Source organism: Devosia sp. Root685 (assembly GCF_001427875.1).
GTDB lineage: Bacteria > Pseudomonadota > Alphaproteobacteria > Rhizobiales > Devosiaceae > Devosia.
This window is the reverse complement of record NZ_LMHK01000003.1, coordinates 64,930-87,406: the sequence shown is the minus strand read 5'-3', so window position 1 is coordinate 87,406 and position 22,477 is coordinate 64,930. Positions and strand designations below refer to the sequence as shown.

The window sequence follows — 22,477 nt, the reverse complement described above, 5'->3', positions numbered from 1 at the left end:
GCTTGCGAAAAATTCTCGACAAATTCGAGGGGTTGAACTCGACGGCTACGCTTTGCGATCATCCCCTGGTGACATTGTTTTGTTGCTTCCGTTGAGCCTGACGACGCTCCACCTCAATGCCCGCGCGGTTCCCCGCAAAGGCACCGATCACAGTCACGACGCCGACCACGATCCACCAGCCCGCAATGGCCCCGCCAAAGGCCGCGATGCCGAGGGGTGGGACAAAGATCAGCGCGACGCCGAACCCCAGCCCAATGCCCGCCGCTGTCCATTTGCGCTCGGGCGTCTTAGTGATGTAGGCCCGCGCCTTGCTCCATAGCTGTCGCGAAGTGTTCCGCAGCGCGTCAATTTTCATGTCAATTTCTTTCCACTACGGCCTATCGGGCGGGCAGGTTATCGAAAACGTCCTGCACTGCGGCGACCACGTTGGCTAATGGTCGCTTGTCGCAATAGGCTCTGATGTGTTGCTTCTGGCGGGCAATGGGCCAGCCACGCAAATTCTTCTTCTGCCATAACGCTTGGTTGAGGCCGGACATGTACCCCTGCGCCCATGCGTAGAAGTAGTCCTCGGTGTTCTGTGGGTCCGCTTGGTACTTCTGCGCATACTCGCCGCATGACACCCACCCGGCGCCCGCGATGGTCCCCTTCTCGCCTTCCTCTGCGTACCCGGATGCTACCCCGGAAGCCGCCAAGACAAATGCCACAACTAGCCGCATCACACGCCCCCTCGCCAGCGGCCCCATCCATACCAACCATTTGCTGGCCTTGGAATATCGGTAAGCGGAGTGAACGATGGCGCAGTTAACGTCCTGCCCTAATTTTTTGCGGAAAAATCCGAGGGGTCGAACTCGACAGGTGCGGCTCGCGATCACCCCCCGCTGGGGTGCTGTTCAAAGACACTGTTCAGAAATGCGATCACGAACCCCGCCTTCAATACGTAGAAGCCGGAGGTTCCTCCCCTTACAATGATCCCGGCGAAGTACGCATGGGGCTCCCAGTTCACCAACTGTATAACGAATGCCGACCCACCACTCATTCCGTCTGGCGAGATCGTGAGTTCGCGATCCGGCCGCACACGAAGCAGCGCGAGGTCGGCTGGCTGACTATCGGGAATGCACGCCACATTCAGGCGCGCGATACCCAAGTGGTTTTTATCTTCGAGTTCGTACTTCTGCTTTTTGGTCGGGAAGCCAGTAAGCAGCATTGCCAGTATGTTTGTGTTCAGAGTGTCGGGTGGCGCTGCCAACAGATTGAAGAAGCGTTTCTTGAGGTCCGGGTGGGCAGCAACCGGCTCTGTGAAATCGAAAGCCACCAGATCATAGGCGTCAGTGTCGGAGCTTTGACTGTAAAACCGCGACCCCCCCGAGGTAACCAAAACGCTCCCGTCATCCTTCAACATGGCAACTTGTTGCATATCGACGCCAACAAGCTGGTGATTTGTGCAGAGGAGGATGTACCGCCCGTTGAATTTCACAGCGGTAGAGGAGCCAACCAGCGAAACCTTGTAGGTATCATGGTCATTGTTCACGACGAGATTGAAGGCGTGCCTTGCCAACGTTCGCTCGATTGAACGACCGGGCACTACGAGACCGTTCACATTGACGCTTAGGTTGGTCAGTTCATCTAGGAATGTTCGGTCTGCCACTCGACTTGTTCCCCGCGGATCGCGGTACCTTGGGCCTAAGCGATTACCGCTGCAAGACCGCCCACAGGCCATAGGTCTACGGGCATCGGCGTAGAAGCGAAAAAGGGTGCCCAAGAGGGTTGCCAAACAATTGTGGGCATGTCTTTATATGGGCACAACCTTAGTTGGCAGGTGTAAGCATGTCCCGAACTATCCTCTACAGCCGCGTCTCGACCACCGATCAAAACCTCGATCACCAGCTTACCCAAGCCGAGAGCGCAGGGTTCAAGGTCGATGAGGTCATTGCCGATCACGGTGTTTCCGGCGTCAGCATACCGCTGGCCGAACGCCCCGAAGGGAAGCGTCTATTCGATAAGCTCCGCCATGGTGACGTGCTGGTCGTCCGCTGGGTGGACCGGCTGGGGCGCAACTACCAAGACGTGACGGACACCATTCGGCACTTCATGCGGCAAGGCGTCGTGGTCCGTACGGTCATCAACAACATGACCTTCGACGGTGCCACCAAGGACCCTATCCAGATGGCCGTACGGGACGCGCTGATAGGCTTTATGGCCGCAACAGCACAGTCCCAAGCCGAAGCCATTAAGGAGGCCCAGAAGGCTGGCATAGCGTTCACTCGGGACAACGAACCGGAGAAGTACCGTGGCCGTAAGCCGAGCTTCACACGGGCGCAGTTGGACCTTATGCGGGATATGCTCGCGCAGGACGCTGGAGCCTCCGCTATTGCGCGGGCGACCGGCCTCACTCGACCGACCGTTCAGCGGCTTAGGGACGACCTCGGGGCGGCGGAGACGGTGCTGGCGAAGTGGGAGAAGGCCGGTGAGCAGGAGCCCGCCCAATGATCGCGACCATCGTTTCGTTCGTCGGTTGGGGGACCATCGTTGTCATGGCTTTGGCGGGGGCGTGGGGGGTGTATGACCTGTTTCGGCTCTAGTCTGGACATGGTGATCACCCCGCCCATTTGGAGTTACGCCGTCCACTAGGTTGGATGATCCCCTATTCAACCTACCTTATGGTTATATGGGAGCATTTCGTGCGGTCTCACGCATGACCGATATGGTCACCTACGGGGGCACCCACGTCCCCGCCTCCATCCTCCCGGGCATTGACAGTTTGACCGAGTGGCTTACCGGGAAGAACGTCAGCGTGACCCATCGGCGCGACTGGTGCGCACTGGCTGTACGTATGGTGCGACAATCTGCCCGCAAGGTTCCTATCCAGCAACCACCTACCCGCCCCCGTCTCCTCCCGCACCAGCCCCTGCCTCCCCCATTTCGTCCCCATACCGAAACCTGTTCCTAGCCCCGCGCCGATGGTCTCCATGTGGTGACTTCATTCTGGTTGCCGGGTGCCATTTCGTGTGACCAATAGGTGCCCTAGTCATCAACTCGACAGGGCACTTCCCGAATGAAACACCTATCCCCCGACGCCATCGCAGCGGCAGAAGCCGTGAGCTTGCACCACCTCATTGCAGCGGACGACGCTCTCCGGTCCGCGTTGCACGGCTCCGGCATTCCTAGACCAAACACCGATGCAGTTGAGGCTTTGAGGTCGAGTGCAGACTTCCTCTACCAAGCCGCTTTCGCCCTCATTGCCTCCGCTGCACTGGACGACGGCGGGGTTTTGAACCTGTACCGCTTCGCCCTCGCAAAGCTAATCGAGTTTGCCGCGTTGCTTCCTTCCGAGGCCCAGACGGTGCCCGTTCGATACTTTGGTACATTGGCCCATCCCGTGGAGCCCACGCCCATCCTGCCCGCCTCTAGCTACGGCTCTGGGTGCTGCAATGGCGGGGAGGTCTGAGCATGGCAAGGCACCGTGGCAAACTCTGGCAAGCGGACATTCGCACCGCAGAGGGCAACCGGCTCCGCCCCACCTTCACGACCGAGAGCGCGGCAACGGCGTGGGAGGAGGCAGCGAGGGCGGCAGTGCTGGACGGCAGACCGCTCCCACCCACCAAGAACACCAGCCGGGGCACCAATGGGTCTCGCGATCTCAGCCTTCTCGGCACCCTGTTCGATCACGTAGCGAGAACCGAATGGTCCACCATGAAGGCCGCTGTGACGCTCATCCGCAATGGGCAAGCGTGCGTCAATCATTTCGGACGGAATAAGCCCATCGCGGACATCTCGTCAGCCGATATTGCCGACTTCCGGGTCACGCTTGCCGACAGCGGATTGGCCCAGCCAACCATCAACCGGAAATGCTCCGCCCTCTCCAAGATGCTCAATGTCGCTGCTGATGCTGGTGCATTGGATGCGGTCCCCAAATTCCGGTGGACGCGGGAGGAGCAGACCAAGTTCCGGTACATGGACGACAGAGAGGAGCGGGCTGTCCTCGCTTTCTACAAGGCTCAGGGATGGGACGATTTCCACGACCTGACGATCCTGCTGGTGGACACCGGGGCGCGGTGCTTCTCCGAGATGCTGCCCATTCACTGGGACGCATTCGGCCCACGGTATTCGAGCGTGACCTTCTGGCATACCAAAACCGGCAAGCCGAGGACCGTCCCCCTGACGAAACGGGCTCGGGAGATCGTCAAAGACCGACACCGCATCCATGGCACTCTCACGGGTCCCTTCTCGGGGATCAACAAGAACACCTTCCGTCACCGCTGGGACGATATGCGGGCGTTCACGGGGTTGCGCGACCTGACGCCTCACACGATGCGCCATACGTGCTGCACGCGGTTGGTGCTGGGTGGGGTCGATATCAAGCGCGTCATGCAGTGGATGGGGCACGATGCGATAGCGACAACGATGCGGTACATGCAGGTTCGCCCCAGCGATCTGGAGGACGTTCTCCGCGTTCTGGAGGGTCGGGACGGGCTGGCGGCGTAGCATTCGTGGTCACAAATTTGGTCACAGTTCCGGTCAAAACGCCCCGCAAAGGCGCAGGAACTCTGGAATACGCAGGGGATTGAAATTCAAATCTGTCACCTGCTAGTCGATTGTTTTCATTGAACTAATTGACAGTTCATCTGCCGTGTCGCATATTGTGTTTAGCGGGCCGCAAGCCCGTGCGACACAGGTGCGTGGCCGATTATCCACGATGATGTAGCCGGGCTCCGCAAGGGGCTCCCCGTCAACTCTAGCTGACACGACCCGGCCTCGGGTTACCCGTACCGACCCCTCTCGAAGCCCTTACCGGCACCGAGCGAGAACCCGTGCGCGTCAATGTCAGCACTTACCCTGAACTGTTTGGTCACCCTCGGGTGGCCCGGTCGATTGCACTCATGCCACGCTGCCCGGAGACCACCGGGGCGGCGAGCGGGACCGTATGGGCCAAGACGATAACGCCCAACCGAACGATATGAATGAGCGGGGCTCCGTACACGGGACCAGCATAATGCTGGACGGCGGAGTGCCTACCTAGCCGCCGAACCGGGTAGTACCGGCAAGGGCAGCGGAGCGGGTGGCATTGCGTCAACTCGTGGGACCGCGAAGGGGCGCGGGTCAGCACGACCGCCCACGGCTCAAGAATACCATGACAACGCAATCTGACCCGGCAGCATCCGGGATCACAACAGCACTATGCCGTCCGCGTTAGCCTATCTGTTTTCACAGCCTGACTGTGACGATCATCAAAACCAAGGAAATCGAACATGACGTTCGCCACTAGCAATACCGTCGACAAAACCGCCTCCTTCGAGTTGGCAATCAAAATGCTCAGCTCAGAGGACCTGACCTTAGACTTTGAATACCCTAACGGACCGCTTTCTGAACCAGAGGTGGTAATGTTTGTGTCCGAGCAAGGCGCTGCCAAGCTGGCCACCACATTCGGCGATGAAGTTGCCGCCTCAGCGGTTCGTTCGATAGACCACGACCTTGCAGCCATCATCGCGGCTGGAAGGAAGAAGACCCAGTGATGAGCACAACAGTGCCCTCTCCAGCCCCCGAGGAAGCCCGTACGCTCCTCGAAAACCAATCCACTTACGACCTCAAGCAATCCACGCTCTACTCCGTCAAGGACCTCGCCAGAGCCTTGCAGGGCGGAAAGAAAGCTGACCCTGACGTGACCTACCCAACCCGCCTCGCAGCCCGGCTGGAGGTCCTCTTCATGGCTCTGTCACTGGCAATGCCGTTGCGTCAAATCGAGCGGGAGGGCAATCGCCCCACCGACCCAGATTGGGCAGACTTTGGCTCGGTCCTGTCCTCCGTCTCTCGCGATGCGCGATACCTCAAGCGGCTCTGCAACTATGGCTGGGTCCCTGACAACGTGGTCGAGCCACTCCGCATCATTCGGGAAATCCGGGGTAAGCTGGACGTCATCCAACGGCTCGCCCCCGAAGCACAATCGTCCACCCCACGCGCGGCCTAGTGGAATACCACCAAGACGTACTCGACAGACGCACCGGGGAAGTTCTCCGGGTTAGCATGGGGGATTGGATCACCGTCACCGAACTCGCCAACATGAAAGGGGTTGGCCCTCGACGGACCCGCGCCATCCTTGCTGAACTCGGTTTCCTTGTCTCCGAGGGACATGGCCGCAATCTCAAACTCCGCCTAGCCAACTGGGTAACAGAACGAGGATGGGGCAAACGCCAACGATCTTACCGGGGGACGCAGTTCGACGTGATCGGCCCCGATGGTCGTCGCTGGATTGAGCATCGGTGGGACGACGCCGTGGGTGAGTTCTCTGCACTGTCCACCCTAGGGCAGACCGCACGAGACCACCTAGCAGCCTTTAGAGAACGCCGGTTGAACCCCGACATGCCCGTGCAGGAGCAAGTCTGCTGGTTTGCTTTTTACTATCCCGACCTATCCCAGACCGAGAAGGCGAGGATCATCGGCGTCACCCAGCCGATAGTCAGCAAGTATGAGGCTATTCGTCGTCGGCAGCTTGCAGCATCGGTCGCTCGCCGTAATGCCCCTCTGGCACCGAAAGGGTCTCCCGTACAGCACCATGATTGATGGTGGGTAGATTACGGAAGCCCATAACAACCTGAAAAATGACATCAACCACAACGGAGAAGACCGCATGAGCGCGTCTGACAACGGCATTGCTATGCCCACGACTACCTACACCGACTACTCAATCCACACGGACGGCGCTTGCTCAGGCAATCCCGGCCCCGGAGGCTGGGGAGCCATCATCATCTTCTGGGAAGGCAATAGCGCCTCCCACCGGCAGGAGAATTGCGGAGGTCTCCCCGCCACCACCAACAACCAGATGGAGCTTGCCGCTGCCATCCACGGAATTGGTCTTCTCGCGTCCAGCGGTGGCTTCGATCCGGCACTGACCATCAAGCTCTACAGCGACAGCGAATATGTTGTCCTCGGCATGTCCGTGCGGCTGGAGAAATGGAAGGCCAACGGCTGGCGCACCAGTGACAAGAAGCCAGTCAAGAACCGGGAGCTATGGGAGAAGCTGGACCAGACGGTTCAGGGGCTCAATATCGAATGGCGCTGGACCAAAGGCCACGCTGGCAACCCTCTCAATGAACGAGCCGATGCACTGGCACGGAAGGGCATGGAGCCGTTTCTGCCCGCCGCCGCAGCGTAGTCCACCAAACCAACCCCAACCCTCTCCACGGCCTCGGCAAGCAATCGCCGGGGCCTTTCTATTTCAACCCCAACAAGGACTTAACTCATGGCCGATGGCCTATTCGGAACCAGCACTCCTCGCCCTCAACTCCAGCAAACCGCACTGCGCCCGGCTGGCATCCCCGGCAGCACCTTTATCCGTCCCCAACAGCGGGAAACCGGGGGTAACCTCCGCGCTCTTGCGGAGGCCCTTGGTGGTCTCAATCAGTCGCTCCAGAACTACGCCTCCGTCCAGCATCAAGAGCAGGAGGACCCGCAATCCAAGGCTCACCGTGAATGGCTTGGCCGGGCGCAGCAGATGGACGCCACCCAGCTATCGGCCCTTGCCGCCTCCGGTGAAGCTGACGGTATCCGGGTTCGCGAGGACGCCATGTTCGCCCTTCTGGGTGAGCGCGCCAACTCCGACTTCCGCACCGAATGGATGACCTACTACAACACCGAGTTTGACCGCGCGAACGGGGACGCCCATTCCGCCTATAGCCAGATGCGCGAACGGTACGCCTCCGGCCTCGAAAGCGACATTGCCAAAGGCAACTTCTACCGGCTCACCGGGGACCATTTCCAGTCGTGGATGGAGAAGGACGCGGAACTCGCCATCAATGAGGTCAAGACGGAGATCAGCACCGCCGTGGTCGGCAGCTTCCGCACCACCATTGACGACGCCATGGACATTCACGGCAAGACTCCGCAGGAGGCAGCGCAGCTCGTCTTTGCCCAGTCCGCAGCCAATCGCAGCTTCCTCGAAATGACGGGGCAGGAGCAGAATGACACGCTCTTTGCCATCGCCAATGAGTATGCCCTCAAGGGGGAGGAGGGGATCGCGCGGGCGATCATGGAGGGACAGCGCACGACCTCGGACGGAGCCAAGCTGCCCTCGCTCATTTCGATCCCGGCATACACCGACAAGGGCCTCCGTATGCTCGAAGCGGCGGGCGCGACACGGGACCGCAAGACTATCGAGACAGACCTACACGGGCGCATTGAGATCGACACCCTCAAAGCCGCCGGGGCCTTCACACAGGCCGACGCCGACAAGATGCTGGCAGACCCCAACAATCCCTATGACGCTGACGTGCTGGCCGGATGGGTGCGGGAAAGCGCCGCCAATCTCCAGCAGATCAGGAACCGGGCGGCAACGGAGGAGCAGAAGCGAGAGCTTCGGAGGCTTTCCGAGGGGGCAGAGGCCCAGGTCGTCGGACAAGCATTCGCCGCCATGACCAATATGGGCGGGATCAACCGCATTGTTGATGTGGAAATTCCGAACGTCGAAGGCACCGGCACCCGCACCCTCACCAAGGACCAGATCGTCGGGACCGTCACGGCCCACTTCGAGAAGAGCTTGCAGGAGCAACAGGCCAGCCTAGAGGCAAATGGCGTCCCCGAGGAGGAAGCCGCCCGTCAGGTCAACGCCACGCGCCTCGAATGGTACGCTGGCAACCGCATCGAGAATGACGTGTGGGTCAACACCCTCAACGGCATCGCCGGGCGGGCCACGGTCGAGACGATCATGCAGGGCGGGAATACGCTGGCGGCACTCACCGAGAACGCCGAACTCTACCGGACGCTCAAGGCGCAGAACTCGCCTTACACCGCGACTCTGCTCTCCGATCCGAACTCGAAGCGGTTCCTCGAAATCTACGACAACGCCGTCACGGTGCGCCGTTTTGGTCCGCAGGAAGCCCTCAACCTCGCAGCCCAGACCCTAGCCATGCCGATCATGGAGCAGGTGAAGTCGCTGGTGAGCGAGAACGACGCCACGCGGCTTGCCGAGACCATCCTGCGGGACCAAGGAGCGGACGCCAATGCCCTCAACCTCACCTATCTGAAAGAGCGCATCCACGGTCTTTCCATGGGCGGGGCGATGGACATTCGCCAGATCGACCAGATGCTCCGCGCCGAGGTCAAGGACAACTTCCTGACCATCAATGGGATGCTCCTAATGGACCACCGGGATTTGCCGGATGATTTCCCGGCGCTGGCTAAGAGGGAGTTGCAGGAGGTCATCGACGTGTTCGGGGACCGGAATGGCGGGCGCGGAGTGGAGGACCTCTATCTGGTGCCAGCGAGCGGCGGCAGCAAATGGGCGGTGTGGTCCAAGTATCTGGGCGGCCCGATCTCCTCGACAATCATCACCCCTCAGTCCCTCCAGCGTCAGCGTGGCGTCATCACCCGCGAAGCCGAACAGCGCACCACCGAACTCCTCGAATTGAAGGGTCAGGAGCGCACCCAATACCTCGCCCAGTACAAGGCCCAACTTGCCGAGGAACGGGCCTACATCAATCAAATCCAATCCCAGAATGGACAGGCCAGCAATCGCTACGCCGCCCAGATGGAGGACGAACTGGACGCCCGGCTGGCCTCAGAGGTCAAGCTCTGGGGTCTCACCCCTGAGGAAGCCGCCGCGCTCCTCAACTGATACTGAACGGAGGCCCGGAAGGGCGACCGTATGGCCCTCGCTGGTTTTCCTTATGGAGTGCTGGCGGGGGCTTCTTTGTTGCGTTTCATTTCCACATCGAACCAAGGCCAGTCGGCAAAGAACGCCTCCTGTACGTCAGGACCGTTGTCTCCGTAGTCCGCAGCGGAGTTCTTTTTGCTGTGACCTGTAATCGCATTGGTTGTGTCCATGCGCTTCTGCAGCCTACTAGTGGTGGTCTCAAAGCGATGACGCCAAGCGTGATTTGGTTGGACATTGGGGTCGGTGACAACGCCACGCACAAATACGGTCACTCGGTTCTTGGTGGTGCGGAGAGCGCCGCGAACGCCAGCGGGGCCTTCTCTCGTGATCTTGAGGAAAAGGTGCCCCGCCGGTGCCTTTCGGACGAACTCGGGGAAACCCGCCTGAACCAGATGGGGGTGCATTACAACGTCTCGGTAATCGCCCGTCTTGATGGTTCCGGCCTCCGGGGTCAGCCGCATGATCCAGCGACCATCCTCATGTCGAACGTCTTCCTTCCGAAGCTGTGCCATCTCGCCAAGGCGCGCACCTGTATAGGCCAATAGCCACGGAACCCACCGCTTTCCCTTGGTGATTTGACTAGGCTCGCGTCCATCCGGCTCATAATTGGCGGCGGCGGCAAGAATAGAGACCGCTTCGGCATCGGTGAAACCCGGCGGTCGGGTTCGCTTCCTTTTTCCAACGCTCAAGCTGACCGTGCCGGGGTGGACCGCGACCCTGTGATTGGCAACGCCCCACGTGAACAGAACCTTTAGCGCCGAGAGGTCTCCGTTCTTGACGGTTTTCGAGGTCTTTCCCTGCTCAATTCGGAAATCCTTGAAGCGGACAATGTCGATATTTCCGACAGCATTTGCGTCATCGTGCCCGAGAAAATCGGATAGCTGCTGCGCGGCCCGAGTGTAGGCTTCCATTGTGCTCCGCGAGCGTCCGGTTCGTTCCGCCTCTTTCCACCAATCGGTGGCGAGCCCTGTGATGGTTTGTTTCGCTGGCTTGCGAACGGCATGGGCGGCGATAGGCGGGGGCGGCGCGGGAGTGGGTAGGATTTCCCCGGTCTGCCGCTGTAGGGCCTTCTCCGCCACCTCGATACTCAACGCGAGATACGCCCGCGCCAGATTGCGGAAGCCGTCGCTTGCAGTGTCCACTCGGAGACCAAAACCAGCGCAGCGGTCGACGACCTCATCCCGAATGAAGTCGTCAATACGGCCTCGGGAATAGGCATGGCGGTTCATTTCTAGAGAGGCTTCTAGGTCCCCTTGGCGGTTCTCCCACCGGCGGTCAGGTCGGGGAGGGCCGTTACTGCTGCCCCCCAGCGCCGAAAGCTGACCATGCACAGCCGCATGAACCTCCTCGTCCGCACTGTCGAAGCGGGCCTCATCATCCTCGTGCATAAGGTCATGCCGGGCTTTCCCTATCAGGTGAGCGATAGTTTCCGCATTCAGAGCATCGAAATGCCCCGTCGCCCGCTTCTCAGCCATAACGATCAGCGCAGCGCATTCGCTGGCAACTTTGGAATATCGGGCGGTGATATTGGGCAACGGACTTTTGCCCTGCCCCTCGTGCGAACCCAACCACCGGACGAACTCGGTGATTTGCCCATCAATATGCGGACGCAACCGCTCAGGGATCGCCCTGCGGAATTTCCAGCGATTTCGGATGAGGTAGAGGTTTTGCACTAGATGACCCACGGGACCGCTGCTTTGTACCAAGTGTTTGGACTAGCAGCGGCCCCTAAGCCATTGTTTATGCGGATTTCTCCACCGTATCAACGGCTTCGGAGAATATTGGTGCCCAGAAAAGGACTCGAACCTTCACACCTTGCGGTACACGGACCTGAACCGTGCGCGTCTACCAATTCCGCCATCTGGGCGACGGGCGTGTAACTAGGGCCCAGCCAATTCAAAGTCAACGGGCATGTGAGCGTTTTTAGAAGTTTGCCCCATCCCAGTGCTTTATCGCGTCCCGATCAACCTTGGGCGGGTTTTCGAGACAGCTCACATTGACCATATACATGATGTTGCCCTTGCCGTCGGAACCGCGCGCAAAAGACTCGATGCCGCAGGTCTTGCAAAACAGATGGTCGATCATTTCGGTGTTGAACCGATAGGTCGTGAGATTGTCCGCACCGGCAAGCAGCGTAAAATCGGCTTCCGGCACCGATTGCATGACCCAGCCTAGCCTGCGGCAGCGCGAACAGTTGCAATCGCCCAGACCCGAAAAATCGGTGCGGGCGGAAAAGCGCACAGCGCCACAGTGGCACTGGCCCTCATAATCTTGTTTCTCGGCCATGACGGTCTCCTTACTAGAACAAACGAAGAACATTTTCTGTCGCGAGTCAAGCGCCACGCCATCACGAATGCCTCGACATCAGCGGCTTTGCTGGGATAGAAGCATTCCAAACTTTGTGCCCAAACGCCTTGCCGGAGTCCAAAATGGATCGCTTCTCGCCCAAACTCGTCACAGTCTTCGGCGGTTCGGGATTTGTCGGGACCCATCTGGCCCAGGTTCTCGCCCGTGCCGGCTATCGCATTCGTCTCGCCGTGCGCCGGCCGGACCTTGCCGGTGACGCAAAAATGCTCGGCGGCGTCGGCCAGATCGTCCCGATCCAGGCCAATGTGCGCAATGAAGCATCCGTCCAGCGCGCCGTTGCGGGCGCCGATATGGTCATCAATCTCGTCGGCCTCGGCTATGAAGGCGGCAAGCAGACTTTTGCTGCCGTGAACACCGATGGCGCCGGTGCCATCGCCCGCGCCGCCAAATCGGCCGGCGTTTCGGCGCTGGTCCATGTCTCGGCGCTCGGTGCCGACACGGCCGCCGAAGTCAGCGACTATGCGGCGAGCAAGCTTGCCGGCGAACAGGCCGTGCTCGAGGCTTTCCCGCAGGCGGTCATTCTGCGTCCCTCGCTGATCTTCGGCCATGGCGACGGCTTCTTCAACAAGATGGGCTTTCTGGCCCGCATGCTGCCGGTCATGCCGGTGATTTCGGGCGCCTCGCGCTTCCAGCCCGTGCATGTCGGCGATGTCGCCGACGCCATCGTCGCTGCCGCCGAAGGCAAGGTGAAGACCGGCCGGGTTTACGAGCTCGGTGGCCCCAATGTGGAAACCCACAAGGATCTCCTCGCCCGCGTGCTGCGCGAAACCGGCCGCAAGCGCCCACTGGTCGCCCTGCCCTCCGGGATCGCCAAGCTCCTGGCTTTGCCTTTCGCCATCCTGCCGGTCGCTCCGCTGGTCACCTCTGACCAGATCGAGCTGCTCGGCGTCGACAATGTCGTCTCCGACGCGGCGATCAAGGACAAGCGCACCCTTGCCGCCTTCGGCATCGTCCCGACCGCGATGGATACGATCCTGCCGCAATATATGTGGCGGTTCAGCAAGCACGGCCAGTTCGATCGCCCCAAGACCGGCGACGTCTCATTGGCAAACAGCCGATAAAAGGCTAGTTCCGGGGCAGCAAGCCCCGGATCGTCATGACCCTATCGACCACAATCGAATATCTCGGCCACAAGGGCGAGGGCGTCGCCCATATCGAGGGCGAGCGTATTTTTGTACCTTTTGCCCTGCCGGGAGAGGAAATTAGCCTCACTCGCGAAGGCGAACGCGGCACGCTGGTAGACGTGCTGAAGCCCTCTGCCGACCGGGCAGGTCCCATCTGCGCCCATTATGGCGTCTGTGGCGGCTGCCAGTTGCAGCACATGGCGCCCGAGGCCTATCGCGCCTTCAAAACCAGCCTCGTCGAAACCCCGCTCCTGCAGGCCGGCGTGGACGCAAAGGTGCAAAAGTTCGTGGCGGCGGGTGGAGCCGGACGGCGGCGCGCCACCCTCCACGCGCGAAAAGATGCGGCCGGCTATATGCGGCTGCGCAGTCACGACCTGCTCGATCTCGATACCTGCCCCATTCTGGTGCCGGCCCTCAAACCAGCGTCCGACATTGCCCGCGCCATTGGCGCCATGATCGGCCCCTGCGATGTCAGCCTGACCGCCACCAATACCGGCCTCGATGTCTCGGTCAAAAGCAGCGTCAAGGGACTAAAAGGCGACCGGCTGATTGCGCTCGGCAATCGCTTTCGCCTCGCCCGGCTCGCCTTCAATAATGAAATGCTGTTCCTCGCGCAGATGCCGCGCCTCACCATGGGTAAAGGTGATGTCGAACTCCCCATCGGCAGCTTTTTGCAGGCGACCGAAGAGGCCGAAAATGTGCTGGCCGCCTATGTGAGCGAAGCCGTGGGCAAGGCCAAATCGGTCGCCGACCTCTTTTGCGGCGTCGGCCCCTTCGCGCTGCGCCTTGCCGAAAAGGCGACGGTTTTCGCCGCCGATAGCGACAAACCGGCAGTTCAGGCGCTCGACAAGGCCGTGCGCTACGCCAAAGGCCTCAAGGCCGTCACCGTCAAGTCGCGCGACCTCTTTCGCGAGCCGCTGACACGGTTCGAACTCCCCTACGATGCCGTGGTGCTTGATCCGCCGCGCGCCGGCGCCGAGGCACAGGTCAAGGAAATCGCCGCCTCAAAGCTCAAGCATGTGGTGATGATCGCCTGCGACGCCAAAAGCTTTGCCCGCGATGCGGCGCTGCTGGTCAAGGCCGGTTTCGTCCTCTCGGACCTGATGGCGGTCGATCAGTTCACCTATTCGACCCATATCGAAATTGCCGCCACGTTCCGGCGCTAGCGCGTTTCTTTGCTCTGCAACGGCCATCCAGGAGACCTCATGGTGAGGTGCTTTGCGGAGCAAAGCCTCGAACCACGAAGTCGAGCGAGTGGAGGCCCACGCGCATCGCTTCGGGATAGAGTCTACTTGAAACGCCCCGATTGTCTTAAATCCGGGCAATATCTGGGGCCATACTAAGGCAACAGTGCTGGCATGCACTTGGTGCAAACCAGTAATACAGTTGAAATCCCTAGGAAATTCCGGATTTTTACAAAATCTTAGTTTGGCCGATTTTTATAGTTCTATTCACCATGAAACCTTCGGCCGGCTTCGGCGTTGGACCGTTACACAAACACATCAAGAGGGTGCTTCTGGCGCGGCGTTGCGCTGCAGCGAGTTCATCCTTTCGGAGAAAACCCATGCTACGTTACGCCCTCGCCCTTCCCATTGCGCTGACCTTTTTCGCCTTTCCGGCCGCTGCCCAGAACGTCAATCCCAATGGCGCCTGGGTCGATAATTTCGGCACGGCCTTCGAATTCAAGCTCTGCGGCGACGGCACCGACCTCTGCGGCGTCCTCAAGGACGTGCAGGGCAAGTCGCGCACGCCCGACAACCTCGCCCTCGTCAACAAGCAGGTCGTATCGGCCCAGCAGGTCGCGTCCAATGAATGGAAGGGTACCGTGGTCTATGACGGCGCCCAGGCCGCCGCGACCGTGAAGCAGGTTTCCCCCGACACGATCAAAATCACCGGCTGCCGCGCCGGCATTTTCTGCCAGACGCTGACGTTCAACCGCGTCTGATCCCCTCGCTCCCTCCCAGGAGGAGCAAAAGGCCGCGCACCGGAGCCCTCCCGGTGCGCGGCCTTTTGTATGGGCTTTTTTAGACCACGCGCTTTCGCGGCGAAAGCGGGGACCTTTGTTTCAAAACAGGGGTTCCCGTTTTTCTGAACTGATCGAGTGAACTGCCCCAAAAACGCGATTGTCATCCCGGCGAAGGCCGGGACCCATCCTGAAATCTCAAGATGGGCCCCGTCCTTCGACGGGGTGACAGCCAGTGGGGTTGAAACAGTATTGCGGCAAACCCTTCAGCAGACCGTCGCCACCCGCTCCTTGATCACCGCCAGCACCTCGTCGCCCGGCCGCTTCCACCAATTGTCCTCAGAGAAGATTTCCACTTCCTGGGGCCCGAAGAATCCGGCGTCCTCGATCATCTTGCGAATGGCTTTGAGATCAATGACCCCATCGCCCATCATGCCGCGATCGAGCAGCATATCCTTGGTCGGCACCAGCCAGTCGCAGATGTGATGCGCAAAAATCCGCTTCATGCGCCCAGCCCGCGCAATAGCCTGCGCCAGGTTCGGGTCCCACCACACATGATAGACGTCGATGGCGACGCCAACGGTCTCGCCCAGCGTCTCGCAGATATCGAGCGCCTGATCCACGGTGTTCACGCAGGCCCGGTCCGCCGCATACATCGGATGCAGCGGCTCGATGGCGATTTTCACCCCCGACGCCTTGGCATGCGGCAGCATGGCCGCAATGCCGTCGGTCACCATCTGCCGGGCCGCCGGCAGGTCTTTTGACGCGCCCGGCAGCCCCCCAACCACCAGCACGAGGCAATCGGCATTGAGCGCTGATGCTTCATCGATCGCGCGCAGATTATCCTCGATCTGCTTTTGGCGCCCCTCGGCCGTCTCGGCCGGAAACATGCCGCCCCGGCAGACGCCCGTCACCTGCAAACCGTTGGCTTTGACGATGCGCGCCGCTTCGTCGAGCCCGATGGCCGCGATCTGGTCGCGCCAGGGCGAAATGGCGGTGATCCCGGCGCGGAGACACCCATCCACCGCTTCGGCAAAACCCCATTGCTGGCGCGTGGTCGCGAGATTGAGCGAGATTTTGCGCGCGGTCATGCCGACACCCCATTCACAGCGAGAACCTGCTTCATGCGGGCGGTGGCGAGGTCGGGGTCGGCCAACACACGCGCCTTGTCGGCAAGGCGGAAAAGTTCGGAAAGATGCTGCACCGAGCGGGTCGATTGCTGCCCGCCGATCATGGAAAAATGGTCCTGCAGCCCGTTGAGATAGGCAAGGAACACCACGCCGGTCTTATAAAACCGGGTCGGGGCCGCAAAGATATGCCGGCTCAGCGGCACGGTAGGTTCCAGAATATCGAAGAACTCGTTGGTATTGCCACGCCCCAAGGCAGCAAGACCCGCCGAGGCGGCCGGTGCGATAGCATCAAAAATGCCGAGCAGCGCGTGGGAAAAACCCTGGTCGTCGCCGGCGATCAGTTCGGCATAATTGAAATCGTCGCCGGTATACATTTTTACATTCGCCGGCAGGCGGCGGCGCATGGCGATTTCCTTCTCGGCCGAAAGCAGCGAAATCTTGATGCCATCGACCTTGTCGGCATTGGCAGCGATCACATCGAGGCAGACGTCCATCGCCGCGTCATGATCGATATTGCCCCAATAGCCCTGCAGCGCCGGATCGAACATTTCGCCCAGCCAATGCATGATCACCGGCTGCTTCACCTGGCTCAGTACATGGCCATAGACCCGGGCATAATCGTCCGGCGATTTTGCCGCCGCCGCCAGCGCACGGCTCGCCATCAAAATGACCCGGCCGCCTTCGCCCTCGACAAAGCCAACCTGCTCGTCATAGGCGCGCAAAATATCGTCGATCGTCACATCCGGCCCCGGCGCCAGATGATCGGTGCCCGCGCCGTAAGCAATAAGCGCATCGTCCCGCGTACGCGCTTCCGCCTGAGCACGACGGATCAGCTCCTTGGCTTCGGTCCAGCCTAAACCCATGCCGCGCTGGGCCGTATCCATGGCCTCGGCAACGCCCAAGCCCAGATCCCAGAGCCGATGACGGAATTTCAGCGTCGTATCCCAATCGATCGCCGGGCTCAGCCAGGGATCGTTCGATGCCAGCGGATCGGCAACGACATGGGCCGCCGCATAAGCGATACGGGAAAAATCCGTCGACTTGAATTTGACGAAGGGGATCGGGTCGCCCGTCAAAGCATAGGGCGTGATCGAGCGGTCAGGATTGGGCAGGTTGATGGTCGGCATGGGTTTTCCCCCTCAAGGCCTTCGCATACTCGGATGTCACCCTGGCCTTCGCCCGGGTGACATTGGTGCGTGGATGAAAAAGGGTCCTGGACCCTCAGAATTCCAGCTTGGGCACATCGAGCCAGCGGCGTTCCGCCCAGCTCTTCAAACCAAGCTCAGCCAGCTGCACGCCCTTGGCGCCGGCTTCGAGACCATATTCCCATGGCGCGTCTTCGGCGACGTGGCGGAGGAACATTTCCCACTGCACCTTAAAGCCGTTATCGGCCGGCCAGTTGTCCGGAACTTCTTCCCAATCGTTGAAGAAATTCATGGTCTGGGGCTGGTCGGGGTTCCACACCGGCTTGGGCGTATTGACGCGATGCTGGGTCCAGCACTTGTGAAGCCCGGCAACCGCCGAGCCCTTGGTGCCGTCGACATGGAACGTCACGAGATCATCGCGGCGCACGCGGGTCGTCCAGCTCGAATTGATCTGCGCCACGACCCCGCCTTCAAGCTCGAAGGTCGCGTAAGCCGCGTCATCGGTATCGGCCTTGAAACGCTTGCCATTTTCGTCGACGCGCTCGGGAATGTGCGTCGCGCCGAGGCAGGAGACCGCCTTCACTTCGCCGAAGAGATTGTCGAGCACATAGCGCCAGTGGCAGAGCATATCGAGGATGATGCCGCCGCCATCGGCCTTGCGGTAGTTCCAAGACGGACGCTGCGCCTTCTGCCAGTCGCCTTCAAAAACCCAATAGCCGAACTCGCCGCGCACCGAGAGAATCTCGCCGAAAAAGCCGGAATCGCGCAGCATCTTGATCTTCATCAGGCCCGGCAGGAACAGCTTGTCCTGCACGACGCCGTGCTTCAACCCCGAAGCGCGGGCGGTTTTGGCCAGATTGACCGCCACTTCGAGATCATCCGAAGTCGGCTTTTCGCAATAGACGTGTTTGCCCGCGGCCAGCGCCCTTTCGAGCAGCCCGGCGCGCATCAGCGTCGTGCCGGCGTCAAAAAAGATCGTGTCATCGGGATTGGCCAAAGCCGCATCGAGATCGCTGCCCCAGCGCGCAATATTGTGCTTCTTTGCGAGGCGCTCGATCTTGTCGCGGTCGCGCCCGACAATGATCGGATCGACGACCAGACGATCGCCATTCTTCAGCGCAATGCCGCCCTGATCGCGAATGGCGAGGATGGACCGCACCAGATGCTGGTTATAGCCCATGCGCCCCGTGACGCCGTGCATGATGATGCCGATACGCTTTTCCGCCATTCACTCCTCCGACCGCTTTGCGGTGTAACTGCTTAGTTACTTACCTACAGCCAGCCGCGGGCCACCGTCAAGCGCGTTCATGCCGGAAAGAGCACGGATAGGTCACGCCTCGAAGCACTGCCCGGTTACTTGTACTTGACAGGTGCAGGCGTGCCGCCCAGACTTCCGGCAATGGCCCGAAGCGGCCGGGGAGGATTTTGGGGGAGGCGCTTCCGGCCGATCGGCGGAGCCTTGCTCGCCTATGCCTCTGCCGCGCAGCTTTACCGGCGGGAAAGCGGCTGCTATTGGCCATTCCCGACGTCATCGGCCCCCAAAAGAACGCATCCGGCGGTACCAAACGTGTCAGACACAAGTTCAACCGCCGCGGCCGAGAACCCTAGCAGCAAGCCCGAACCCGCCGTCAAACGCACGCGCAATTCGGCGAAAACTAAGGCCTCAATTCTTGCGGCCGCGCGCGTCGAATTTGCCGATCGCGGTTTTGAAGGCGCCCGGGTCGATGCCATTGCCGATCGGGCCGGCGCCAACAAGCGCCTGCTCTACCACTATTTCGGCAATAAGGAAGATCTCTACCGGGCCGTGCTGCTCGATGCCTATCAGGAGATTCGCAAGGGCGAACGGGCGCTGTCGCTCGATCAATATGATCCGGCCCAGGCCATGGATCGTCTGGTGCGCTTCACCTTCCGCCACTTCCTCGCCAATCCCTGGTTCCCGCGCCTTCTCGGCACGGAAAACATCGAAAATGCGCGGTTTTTGAAAACCCTGCCCGATATCAAGGCGCTGCATTCCCCGCTTGTGGGGCAGATCGCCGAGATCATCGCCCGGGGCAATGAAGCGAACATTTTCCGCCGCGACGTCGATCCGGTGCAGCTCTATATTTCGGTCGCCGCGCTGGGCTTTTTCTACGTGTCCAATACGGCAACGCTCTCGGTCATCTTCGAGCGCGACCTATCGAGCGTCGCCATGGTGCAAGAGCGCGAAGCCCACGCCGTGCAGATGGTGCTCGATTATCTCAAGACCAAGCCGGGCGCCTAGCTGATCAGGGGGCTCATCGCCCCCCAGCCACCAGCCCGACCCCTCCCCCTATCAGGGGGAGGATGGGTGGGGGTGCGATGCCCCCAAGGCAACAAGCGCCCCTAGAGATCCACGTCATCCTCGCTCAGCCCATCGACCTCTGCCGCCGCGCGACGCAAAATCTCGGCCGCCCGGCGCTGATGCTCTTCCGAGCCATGCCGTGCCTTGCGGATCGCCCCCTTCAGGGCTTTTCGCGCCTGATCCAGTTCCGGCACCGCGTCATGGAGCGGCCGGTCTTCACCCCCGCGATGCGGCTCGTTGCCCTCCCCGGGCCGCCCGCCAAAGGGCCAATCGGCCCGGACGAACTCACGAAACCGGTTGAACTGCTCGCCGGTCCGCGCCAGAAAATCCAGCGTCGAAGCCACCGCCTCGCGGTTTTCATTCAGATGCGTCCGGCCTTCGTCGGTAATGGTATAGAGTTTTTTATTGCCCTCGGCCGACGAGGTCACATAGCCGGCTTCCTCAAGATAGGTCAGCGCCGGATAGACGATGCCGGGGCTCGGCGAATAAACGCCGTTGGACCGCTCTTCGATAGCCTTGATCAGATCATAGCCGTGCCGGGGCTGCTGCTCGATGAGATAAAGCGCCACAAGGCGCACATCGCCCGAAGCCAGCATGCGGCCCACGCGAAAATTGCCGCCGATATTGCCAAGGTCTTCTTCGCTAAAATTCTGCACTTTGCCCCAGCCGCGACGCGCCATCTGCTCAAAACGCCGCCAATTGGGTTCGCCATTCCGCCAGTAAGACATGATGTGTCTCCGATATGTTTTGTTCCTGACCAATGAGGTCGGAACGCCCAGAGACAGTTTCAAGATATATCTTATGAAAGAATGGTAATGTGATCGACTGGGCGTCTACCAGGAGAGCACCTTGGGCTTCGGCACTATTCTCTCCCACCCACAGTCCCCAACCGAGCCGGCGGGTGGGGGACGATTCTCGCCCAATCCACCGTCCCCAACCGAATTCGCCATAGCGAATTCAGTGACACCTCCCCCTTGATGGGGGAGGCCGGGAGGGGGTGACTTCGGTGCTTTCAAGTCCCCTCACCACTTCGAGGTACACGCCTTCCTCCGCCGTCATCACATCGGAATTGGTGAACCGGACCACCCGAAACCCCTCACCCACAAGGAAGCGCGTCCGCACCACATCGCGCGCCATTCCCTCGGGCAGGTAATGGGAATCGCCATCGATCTCGACGATCAGCTTGGCCCGATGGCACACGAAGTCCACGACATAGCGCCCGATCGGGGATTGCTTGCGAAAGTGCCAGCCCGCTTCGCGCAGCGGATGAATGAGCCGCCAGAAGCGAATTTCCGGCGGCGTGGGTTGGCGCCTGAGCTTTCGTGGCAGCGAGTCCCGCGTCATTTCCTCACGCCCCCGATCACCCCCTCCCATCCTCCCCCATCAAGGGGGAGGTGTCGAGCCGGCGGGTGGGGGACGATCTCGCCCACGTCTCAGCTTTCGTGGTAGTGAATCCCGCGTCATTTTCCCGGCACCGCAATCACCCCTCCCGGCCCCCCATCAAGGGGGAGCTGTCACTGAATTCGCCATAGCGAATTCGGTTGGAGCCGGCGGGTTAGGCACGATCTGAACAAAAACTGGGTGCAGCACCTCCCCCTTGATGGGGGAGGATGGGAGGGGGTGTCCGGCAAGCACTAAACCCCCAATTGAAACCGCTCGAACCGCCCCAGTTCCACATCCACCGCCGCCCTCTCCTCTGCGCCAACCTCTTCCAGCCAGGTCCATTTCTGCACCAGCAGTTTTCCCGCGGCGCGGTCGGTCTTCAAATCCACTGCTGCGACCACCCGATCACCCACCAGTACGGGCAGGGCAAAATAACCATAGACCCGCTTGGCCGCCGGCACATAGGCTTCGAACAGGTGGTCGTAGCCGAAGAAAATTTTGAGCCGCTTGCGCTGGATAACCAGCGGATCGAAGGGCGAAAGCACGTGCACGCGACCGGAAGGCCGCGCCTCGGCCTCCAGGACCGAGGGTGCAGCCCAATGCGGCACTTTTTCCGCACCCTCGATGATCACCGGCACGAGGTCCCGGCGCTTCACCCGCGCCTCGATCAGTTCGCGCACCGGTTTTTTCGCCTTGGCGTTGAGGTGGCAGATGGAATCAAGACTGACGATGCCCTGACTCCTGAGCGCCCGGTCGAGCAGATAGGCGGTGATCTGCCGCTCGGTCGCCGGTTTGGGAGTGCTCGCCCAACTAAAATGCCGCTCGATCAGGTCATAGGTTTTCAGCATGCCCTCGCGCGCCGCAATCGCGACATGGCCCTGATAAAACATCAGCTGCAGCACGCGCTTGGAGGGTTTTCTGCTCGCCCAGGGGTGATCCTTTTCCACCAGTTCATCGTCGTCGATATCGCGGATCGACAGCGGCCCACCCTCGCGCAGGCGCTTTCTCATGGCTGATATCTCGGCCTTCGACACCGTCCCGAACCAGGCGCTCGGATTGTCCCGAAAAACCTTCATTGCCGGCACGAAAAACCGCAAATCCTCGACCGGCACATAACTCAGCGCGTGGGTCCAATATTCGAAAATGGATTTTTCCGCGCTTTGCAGATGCGAGAGATCGGCGCGGCGATAATCGGGAATGCGGGAATAAAGAATATGATGGTGGCAGCGCTCGATCACATTGATCGTGTCGATCTGCACATAGCCCAGATGCGCAATGGCCGCCGCCGATGCCGCGGGGCCAGCGCCAAACGGGGCTTCCTCATCCAGCCGCTGCGCCTTGAGCCAAATGCGCCGCGCCGTTTCGCTCGAAAGGGTAATGGGGTTTCTGGCCATTTTTTTGG

At 60.6% G+C, this 22,477-nt stretch carries 22 protein-coding genes and 1 tRNA gene; 11 read left to right on the top strand and 12 right to left on the bottom strand.

The window, feature by feature from the left end; translation table 11 throughout:
- Positions 1–58: 58 nt before the first annotated feature.
- The 3 genes from ASD83_RS15610 to ASD83_RS15600 all read right to left on the bottom strand — a co-directional run bounded on the left by ASD83_RS15610 (position 59) and on the right by ASD83_RS15600 (position 1,645).
- On the bottom strand, positions 59–355 hold the full coding sequence (locus tag ASD83_RS15610) for a hypothetical protein (protein ID WP_056312640.1): 297 nt from the start codon (positions 353–355) through the stop codon (positions 59–61).
- A 22-nt stretch (positions 356–377) separates the two neighbouring features.
- The gene (locus tag ASD83_RS15605) at positions 378–716 is read right to left on the bottom strand and encodes a hypothetical protein (protein WP_156386009.1); all 339 of its coding nucleotides are present in this window, start codon (positions 714–716) and stop codon (positions 378–380) included.
- Between the two features lie 152 nt (positions 717–868).
- Positions 869–1,645: a hypothetical protein gene (locus ASD83_RS15600; protein ID WP_156386008.1), complete on the bottom strand. Its 777-nt coding sequence runs from the start codon at positions 1,643–1,645 to the stop codon at positions 869–871.
- A gap of 179 nt (positions 1,646–1,824) precedes the next feature.
- Between ASD83_RS15600 and ASD83_RS15595 the strand changes: the two genes are divergently transcribed.
- The 7 genes from ASD83_RS15595 to ASD83_RS15555 all read left to right on the top strand — a co-directional run bounded on the left by ASD83_RS15595 (position 1,825) and on the right by ASD83_RS15555 (position 9,604).
- Complete coding sequence (locus ASD83_RS15595) at positions 1,825–2,487, top strand: recombinase family protein (RefSeq protein WP_056312635.1); 663 nt, start codon at positions 1,825–1,827, stop codon at positions 2,485–2,487.
- 960 nt (positions 2,488–3,447) lie between these two features.
- Positions 3,448–4,482: a tyrosine-type recombinase/integrase gene (locus ASD83_RS15580; protein ID WP_056312628.1), complete on the top strand. Its 1,035-nt coding sequence runs from the start codon at positions 3,448–3,450 to the stop codon at positions 4,480–4,482.
- A 764-nt stretch (positions 4,483–5,246) separates the two neighbouring features.
- Positions 5,247–5,510, top strand: coding sequence for a hypothetical protein (locus ASD83_RS15575; RefSeq protein WP_056312625.1), 264 nt, complete (start codon positions 5,247–5,249; stop codon positions 5,508–5,510).
- A complete protein-coding gene (locus tag ASD83_RS15570; RefSeq protein WP_056312623.1) occupies positions 5,510–5,962 on the top strand; it encodes a hypothetical protein in 453 nt (150 codons plus the stop codon). The genes ASD83_RS15575 and ASD83_RS15570 overlap by 1 nt, the downstream gene beginning before the upstream one ends.
- Before the next feature lie 56 nt (positions 5,963–6,018).
- Positions 6,019–6,555, top strand: coding sequence for a hypothetical protein (locus tag ASD83_RS15565; RefSeq protein WP_156386007.1), 537 nt, complete (start codon positions 6,019–6,021; stop codon positions 6,553–6,555).
- Positions 6,556–6,622: 67 nt separating this feature from the next.
- The gene (rnhA, locus tag ASD83_RS15560; protein ID WP_244489206.1) at positions 6,623–7,147 is read left to right on the top strand and encodes a ribonuclease HI; all 525 of its coding nucleotides are present in this window, start codon (positions 6,623–6,625) and stop codon (positions 7,145–7,147) included.
- 87 nt (positions 7,148–7,234) lie between these two features.
- Positions 7,235–9,604: a hypothetical protein gene (locus tag ASD83_RS15555; protein WP_056312617.1), complete on the top strand. Its 2,370-nt coding sequence runs from the start codon at positions 7,235–7,237 to the stop codon at positions 9,602–9,604.
- Between the two features lie 50 nt (positions 9,605–9,654).
- Here ASD83_RS15555 and ASD83_RS15550 read toward each other — a convergent pair whose 3' ends face one another.
- The 3 genes from ASD83_RS15550 to ASD83_RS15540 form a co-directional block, all read right to left on the bottom strand.
- Positions 9,655–11,316 (bottom strand): site-specific integrase, encoded by a 1,662-nt coding sequence (locus ASD83_RS15550; protein ID WP_056312615.1) that lies wholly within the window; start codon positions 11,314–11,316, stop codon positions 9,655–9,657.
- A 109-nt stretch (positions 11,317–11,425) separates the two neighbouring features.
- Positions 11,426–11,510, bottom strand: a tRNA-Leu gene (locus ASD83_RS15545).
- A gap of 56 nt (positions 11,511–11,566) precedes the next feature.
- A complete protein-coding gene (locus tag ASD83_RS15540; protein WP_056312613.1) occupies positions 11,567–11,929 on the bottom strand; it encodes a GFA family protein in 363 nt (120 codons plus the stop codon).
- 143 nt (positions 11,930–12,072) lie between these two features.
- On the opposite strand from ASD83_RS15540, the gene ASD83_RS15535 reads away from it, so the two are divergent.
- From ASD83_RS15535 to ASD83_RS15525, 3 genes are all read left to right on the top strand, one after another.
- Positions 12,073–13,071 (top strand): complex I NDUFA9 subunit family protein, encoded by a 999-nt coding sequence (locus ASD83_RS15535; protein WP_056312611.1) that lies wholly within the window; start codon positions 12,073–12,075, stop codon positions 13,069–13,071.
- Positions 13,072–13,106: 35 nt separating this feature from the next.
- The gene (locus ASD83_RS15530) at positions 13,107–14,300 is read left to right on the top strand and encodes a class I SAM-dependent RNA methyltransferase (RefSeq protein WP_056312609.1); all 1,194 of its coding nucleotides are present in this window, start codon (positions 13,107–13,109) and stop codon (positions 14,298–14,300) included.
- A gap of 398 nt (positions 14,301–14,698) precedes the next feature.
- On the top strand, positions 14,699–15,079 hold the full coding sequence (locus tag ASD83_RS15525) for a hypothetical protein (RefSeq protein ID WP_056312607.1): 381 nt from the start codon (positions 14,699–14,701) through the stop codon (positions 15,077–15,079).
- Between the two features lie 284 nt (positions 15,080–15,363).
- On the opposite strand, the gene ASD83_RS15520 is transcribed toward ASD83_RS15525, so the two are convergent.
- The 3 genes from ASD83_RS15520 to ASD83_RS15510 form a co-directional block, all read right to left on the bottom strand.
- A complete protein-coding gene (locus ASD83_RS15520) occupies positions 15,364–16,188 on the bottom strand; it encodes a sugar phosphate isomerase/epimerase family protein (protein WP_056312605.1) in 825 nt (274 codons plus the stop codon).
- Positions 16,185–17,354: a dihydrodipicolinate synthase family protein gene (locus ASD83_RS15515; protein WP_056312603.1), complete on the bottom strand. Its 1,170-nt coding sequence runs from the start codon at positions 17,352–17,354 to the stop codon at positions 16,185–16,187. Before ASD83_RS15515 ends, ASD83_RS15520 begins: the two co-directional genes overlap by 4 nt.
- Before the next feature lie 94 nt (positions 17,355–17,448).
- Complete coding sequence (locus ASD83_RS15510; RefSeq protein ID WP_056312601.1) at positions 17,449–18,600, bottom strand: Gfo/Idh/MocA family protein; 1,152 nt, start codon at positions 18,598–18,600, stop codon at positions 17,449–17,451.
- A 339-nt stretch (positions 18,601–18,939) separates the two neighbouring features.
- Between ASD83_RS15510 and ASD83_RS15505 the strand changes: the two genes are divergently transcribed.
- Positions 18,940–19,632 carry a TetR/AcrR family transcriptional regulator gene (locus ASD83_RS15505; RefSeq protein ID WP_056313292.1) on the top strand — a complete coding sequence of 231 codons (693 nt, stop codon included), beginning with the start codon at positions 18,940–18,942 and terminating at the stop codon, positions 19,630–19,632.
- A 101-nt stretch (positions 19,633–19,733) separates the two neighbouring features.
- Here ASD83_RS15505 and ASD83_RS15500 read toward each other — a convergent pair whose 3' ends face one another.
- The 3 genes from ASD83_RS15500 to ASD83_RS15490 all read right to left on the bottom strand — a co-directional run bounded on the left by ASD83_RS15500 (position 19,734) and on the right by ASD83_RS15490 (position 22,469).
- Positions 19,734–20,420, bottom strand: a complete 687-nt coding sequence (locus ASD83_RS15500; protein ID WP_056312599.1) for a PadR family transcriptional regulator — start codon at positions 20,418–20,420, stop codon at positions 19,734–19,736.
- A gap of 229 nt (positions 20,421–20,649) precedes the next feature.
- Positions 20,650–21,036: an endonuclease domain-containing protein gene (locus ASD83_RS15495; protein ID WP_082561311.1), complete on the bottom strand. Its 387-nt coding sequence runs from the start codon at positions 21,034–21,036 to the stop codon at positions 20,650–20,652.
- A gap of 290 nt (positions 21,037–21,326) precedes the next feature.
- Positions 21,327–22,469 (bottom strand): winged helix-turn-helix domain-containing protein, encoded by a 1,143-nt coding sequence (locus tag ASD83_RS15490; RefSeq protein ID WP_056312596.1) that lies wholly within the window; start codon positions 22,467–22,469, stop codon positions 21,327–21,329.
- Between the last annotated feature and the right edge of the window lie 8 nt (positions 22,470–22,477).

Coding starts and splice junctions, on each gene's coding strand:
- ASD83_RS15610 (WP_056312640.1), bottom strand. CDS start 355: ATGAAAATTGACGCGCTGCGGAACACTTCGCGACAGCTATGGAGCAAG.
- ASD83_RS15605 (WP_156386009.1), bottom strand. CDS start 716: ATGCGGCTAGTTGTGGCATTTGTCTTGGCGGCTTCCGGGGTAGCATCC.
- ASD83_RS15595 (WP_056312635.1), top strand. CDS start 1,825: ATGTCCCGAACTATCCTCTACAGCCGCGTCTCGACCACCGATCAAAAC.
- ASD83_RS15580 (WP_056312628.1), top strand. CDS start 3,448: ATGGCAAGGCACCGTGGCAAACTCTGGCAAGCGGACATTCGCACCGCA.
- ASD83_RS15575 (WP_056312625.1), top strand. CDS start 5,247: ATGACGTTCGCCACTAGCAATACCGTCGACAAAACCGCCTCCTTCGAG.
- ASD83_RS15570 (WP_056312623.1), top strand. CDS start 5,510: ATGAGCACAACAGTGCCCTCTCCAGCCCCCGAGGAAGCCCGTACGCTC.
- ASD83_RS15565 (WP_156386007.1), top strand. CDS start 6,019: ATGGGGGATTGGATCACCGTCACCGAACTCGCCAACATGAAAGGGGTT.
- rnhA (WP_244489206.1), top strand. CDS start 6,623: ATGAGCGCGTCTGACAACGGCATTGCTATGCCCACGACTACCTACACC.
- ASD83_RS15555 (WP_056312617.1), top strand. CDS start 7,235: ATGGCCGATGGCCTATTCGGAACCAGCACTCCTCGCCCTCAACTCCAG.
- ASD83_RS15540 (WP_056312613.1), bottom strand. CDS start 11,929: ATGGCCGAGAAACAAGATTATGAGGGCCAGTGCCACTGTGGCGCTGTG.
- ASD83_RS15535 (WP_056312611.1), top strand. CDS start 12,073: ATGGATCGCTTCTCGCCCAAACTCGTCACAGTCTTCGGCGGTTCGGGA.
- ASD83_RS15530 (WP_056312609.1), top strand. CDS start 13,107: ATGACCCTATCGACCACAATCGAATATCTCGGCCACAAGGGCGAGGGC.
- ASD83_RS15525 (WP_056312607.1), top strand. CDS start 14,699: ATGCTACGTTACGCCCTCGCCCTTCCCATTGCGCTGACCTTTTTCGCC.
- ASD83_RS15520 (WP_056312605.1), bottom strand. CDS start 16,188: ATGACCGCGCGCAAAATCTCGCTCAATCTCGCGACCACGCGCCAGCAA.
- ASD83_RS15515 (WP_056312603.1), bottom strand. CDS start 17,354: ATGCCGACCATCAACCTGCCCAATCCTGACCGCTCGATCACGCCCTAT.
- ASD83_RS15510 (WP_056312601.1), bottom strand. CDS start 18,600: ATGGCGGAAAAGCGTATCGGCATCATCATGCACGGCGTCACGGGGCGC.
- ASD83_RS15500 (WP_056312599.1), bottom strand. CDS start 20,420: ATGTCTTACTGGCGGAATGGCGAACCCAATTGGCGGCGTTTTGAGCAG.
- ASD83_RS15495 (WP_082561311.1), bottom strand. CDS start 21,036: ATGACGCGGGACTCGCTGCCACGAAAGCTCAGGCGCCAACCCACGCCG.
- ASD83_RS15490 (WP_056312596.1), bottom strand. CDS start 22,469: ATGGCCAGAAACCCCATTACCCTTTCGAGCGAAACGGCGCGGCGCATT.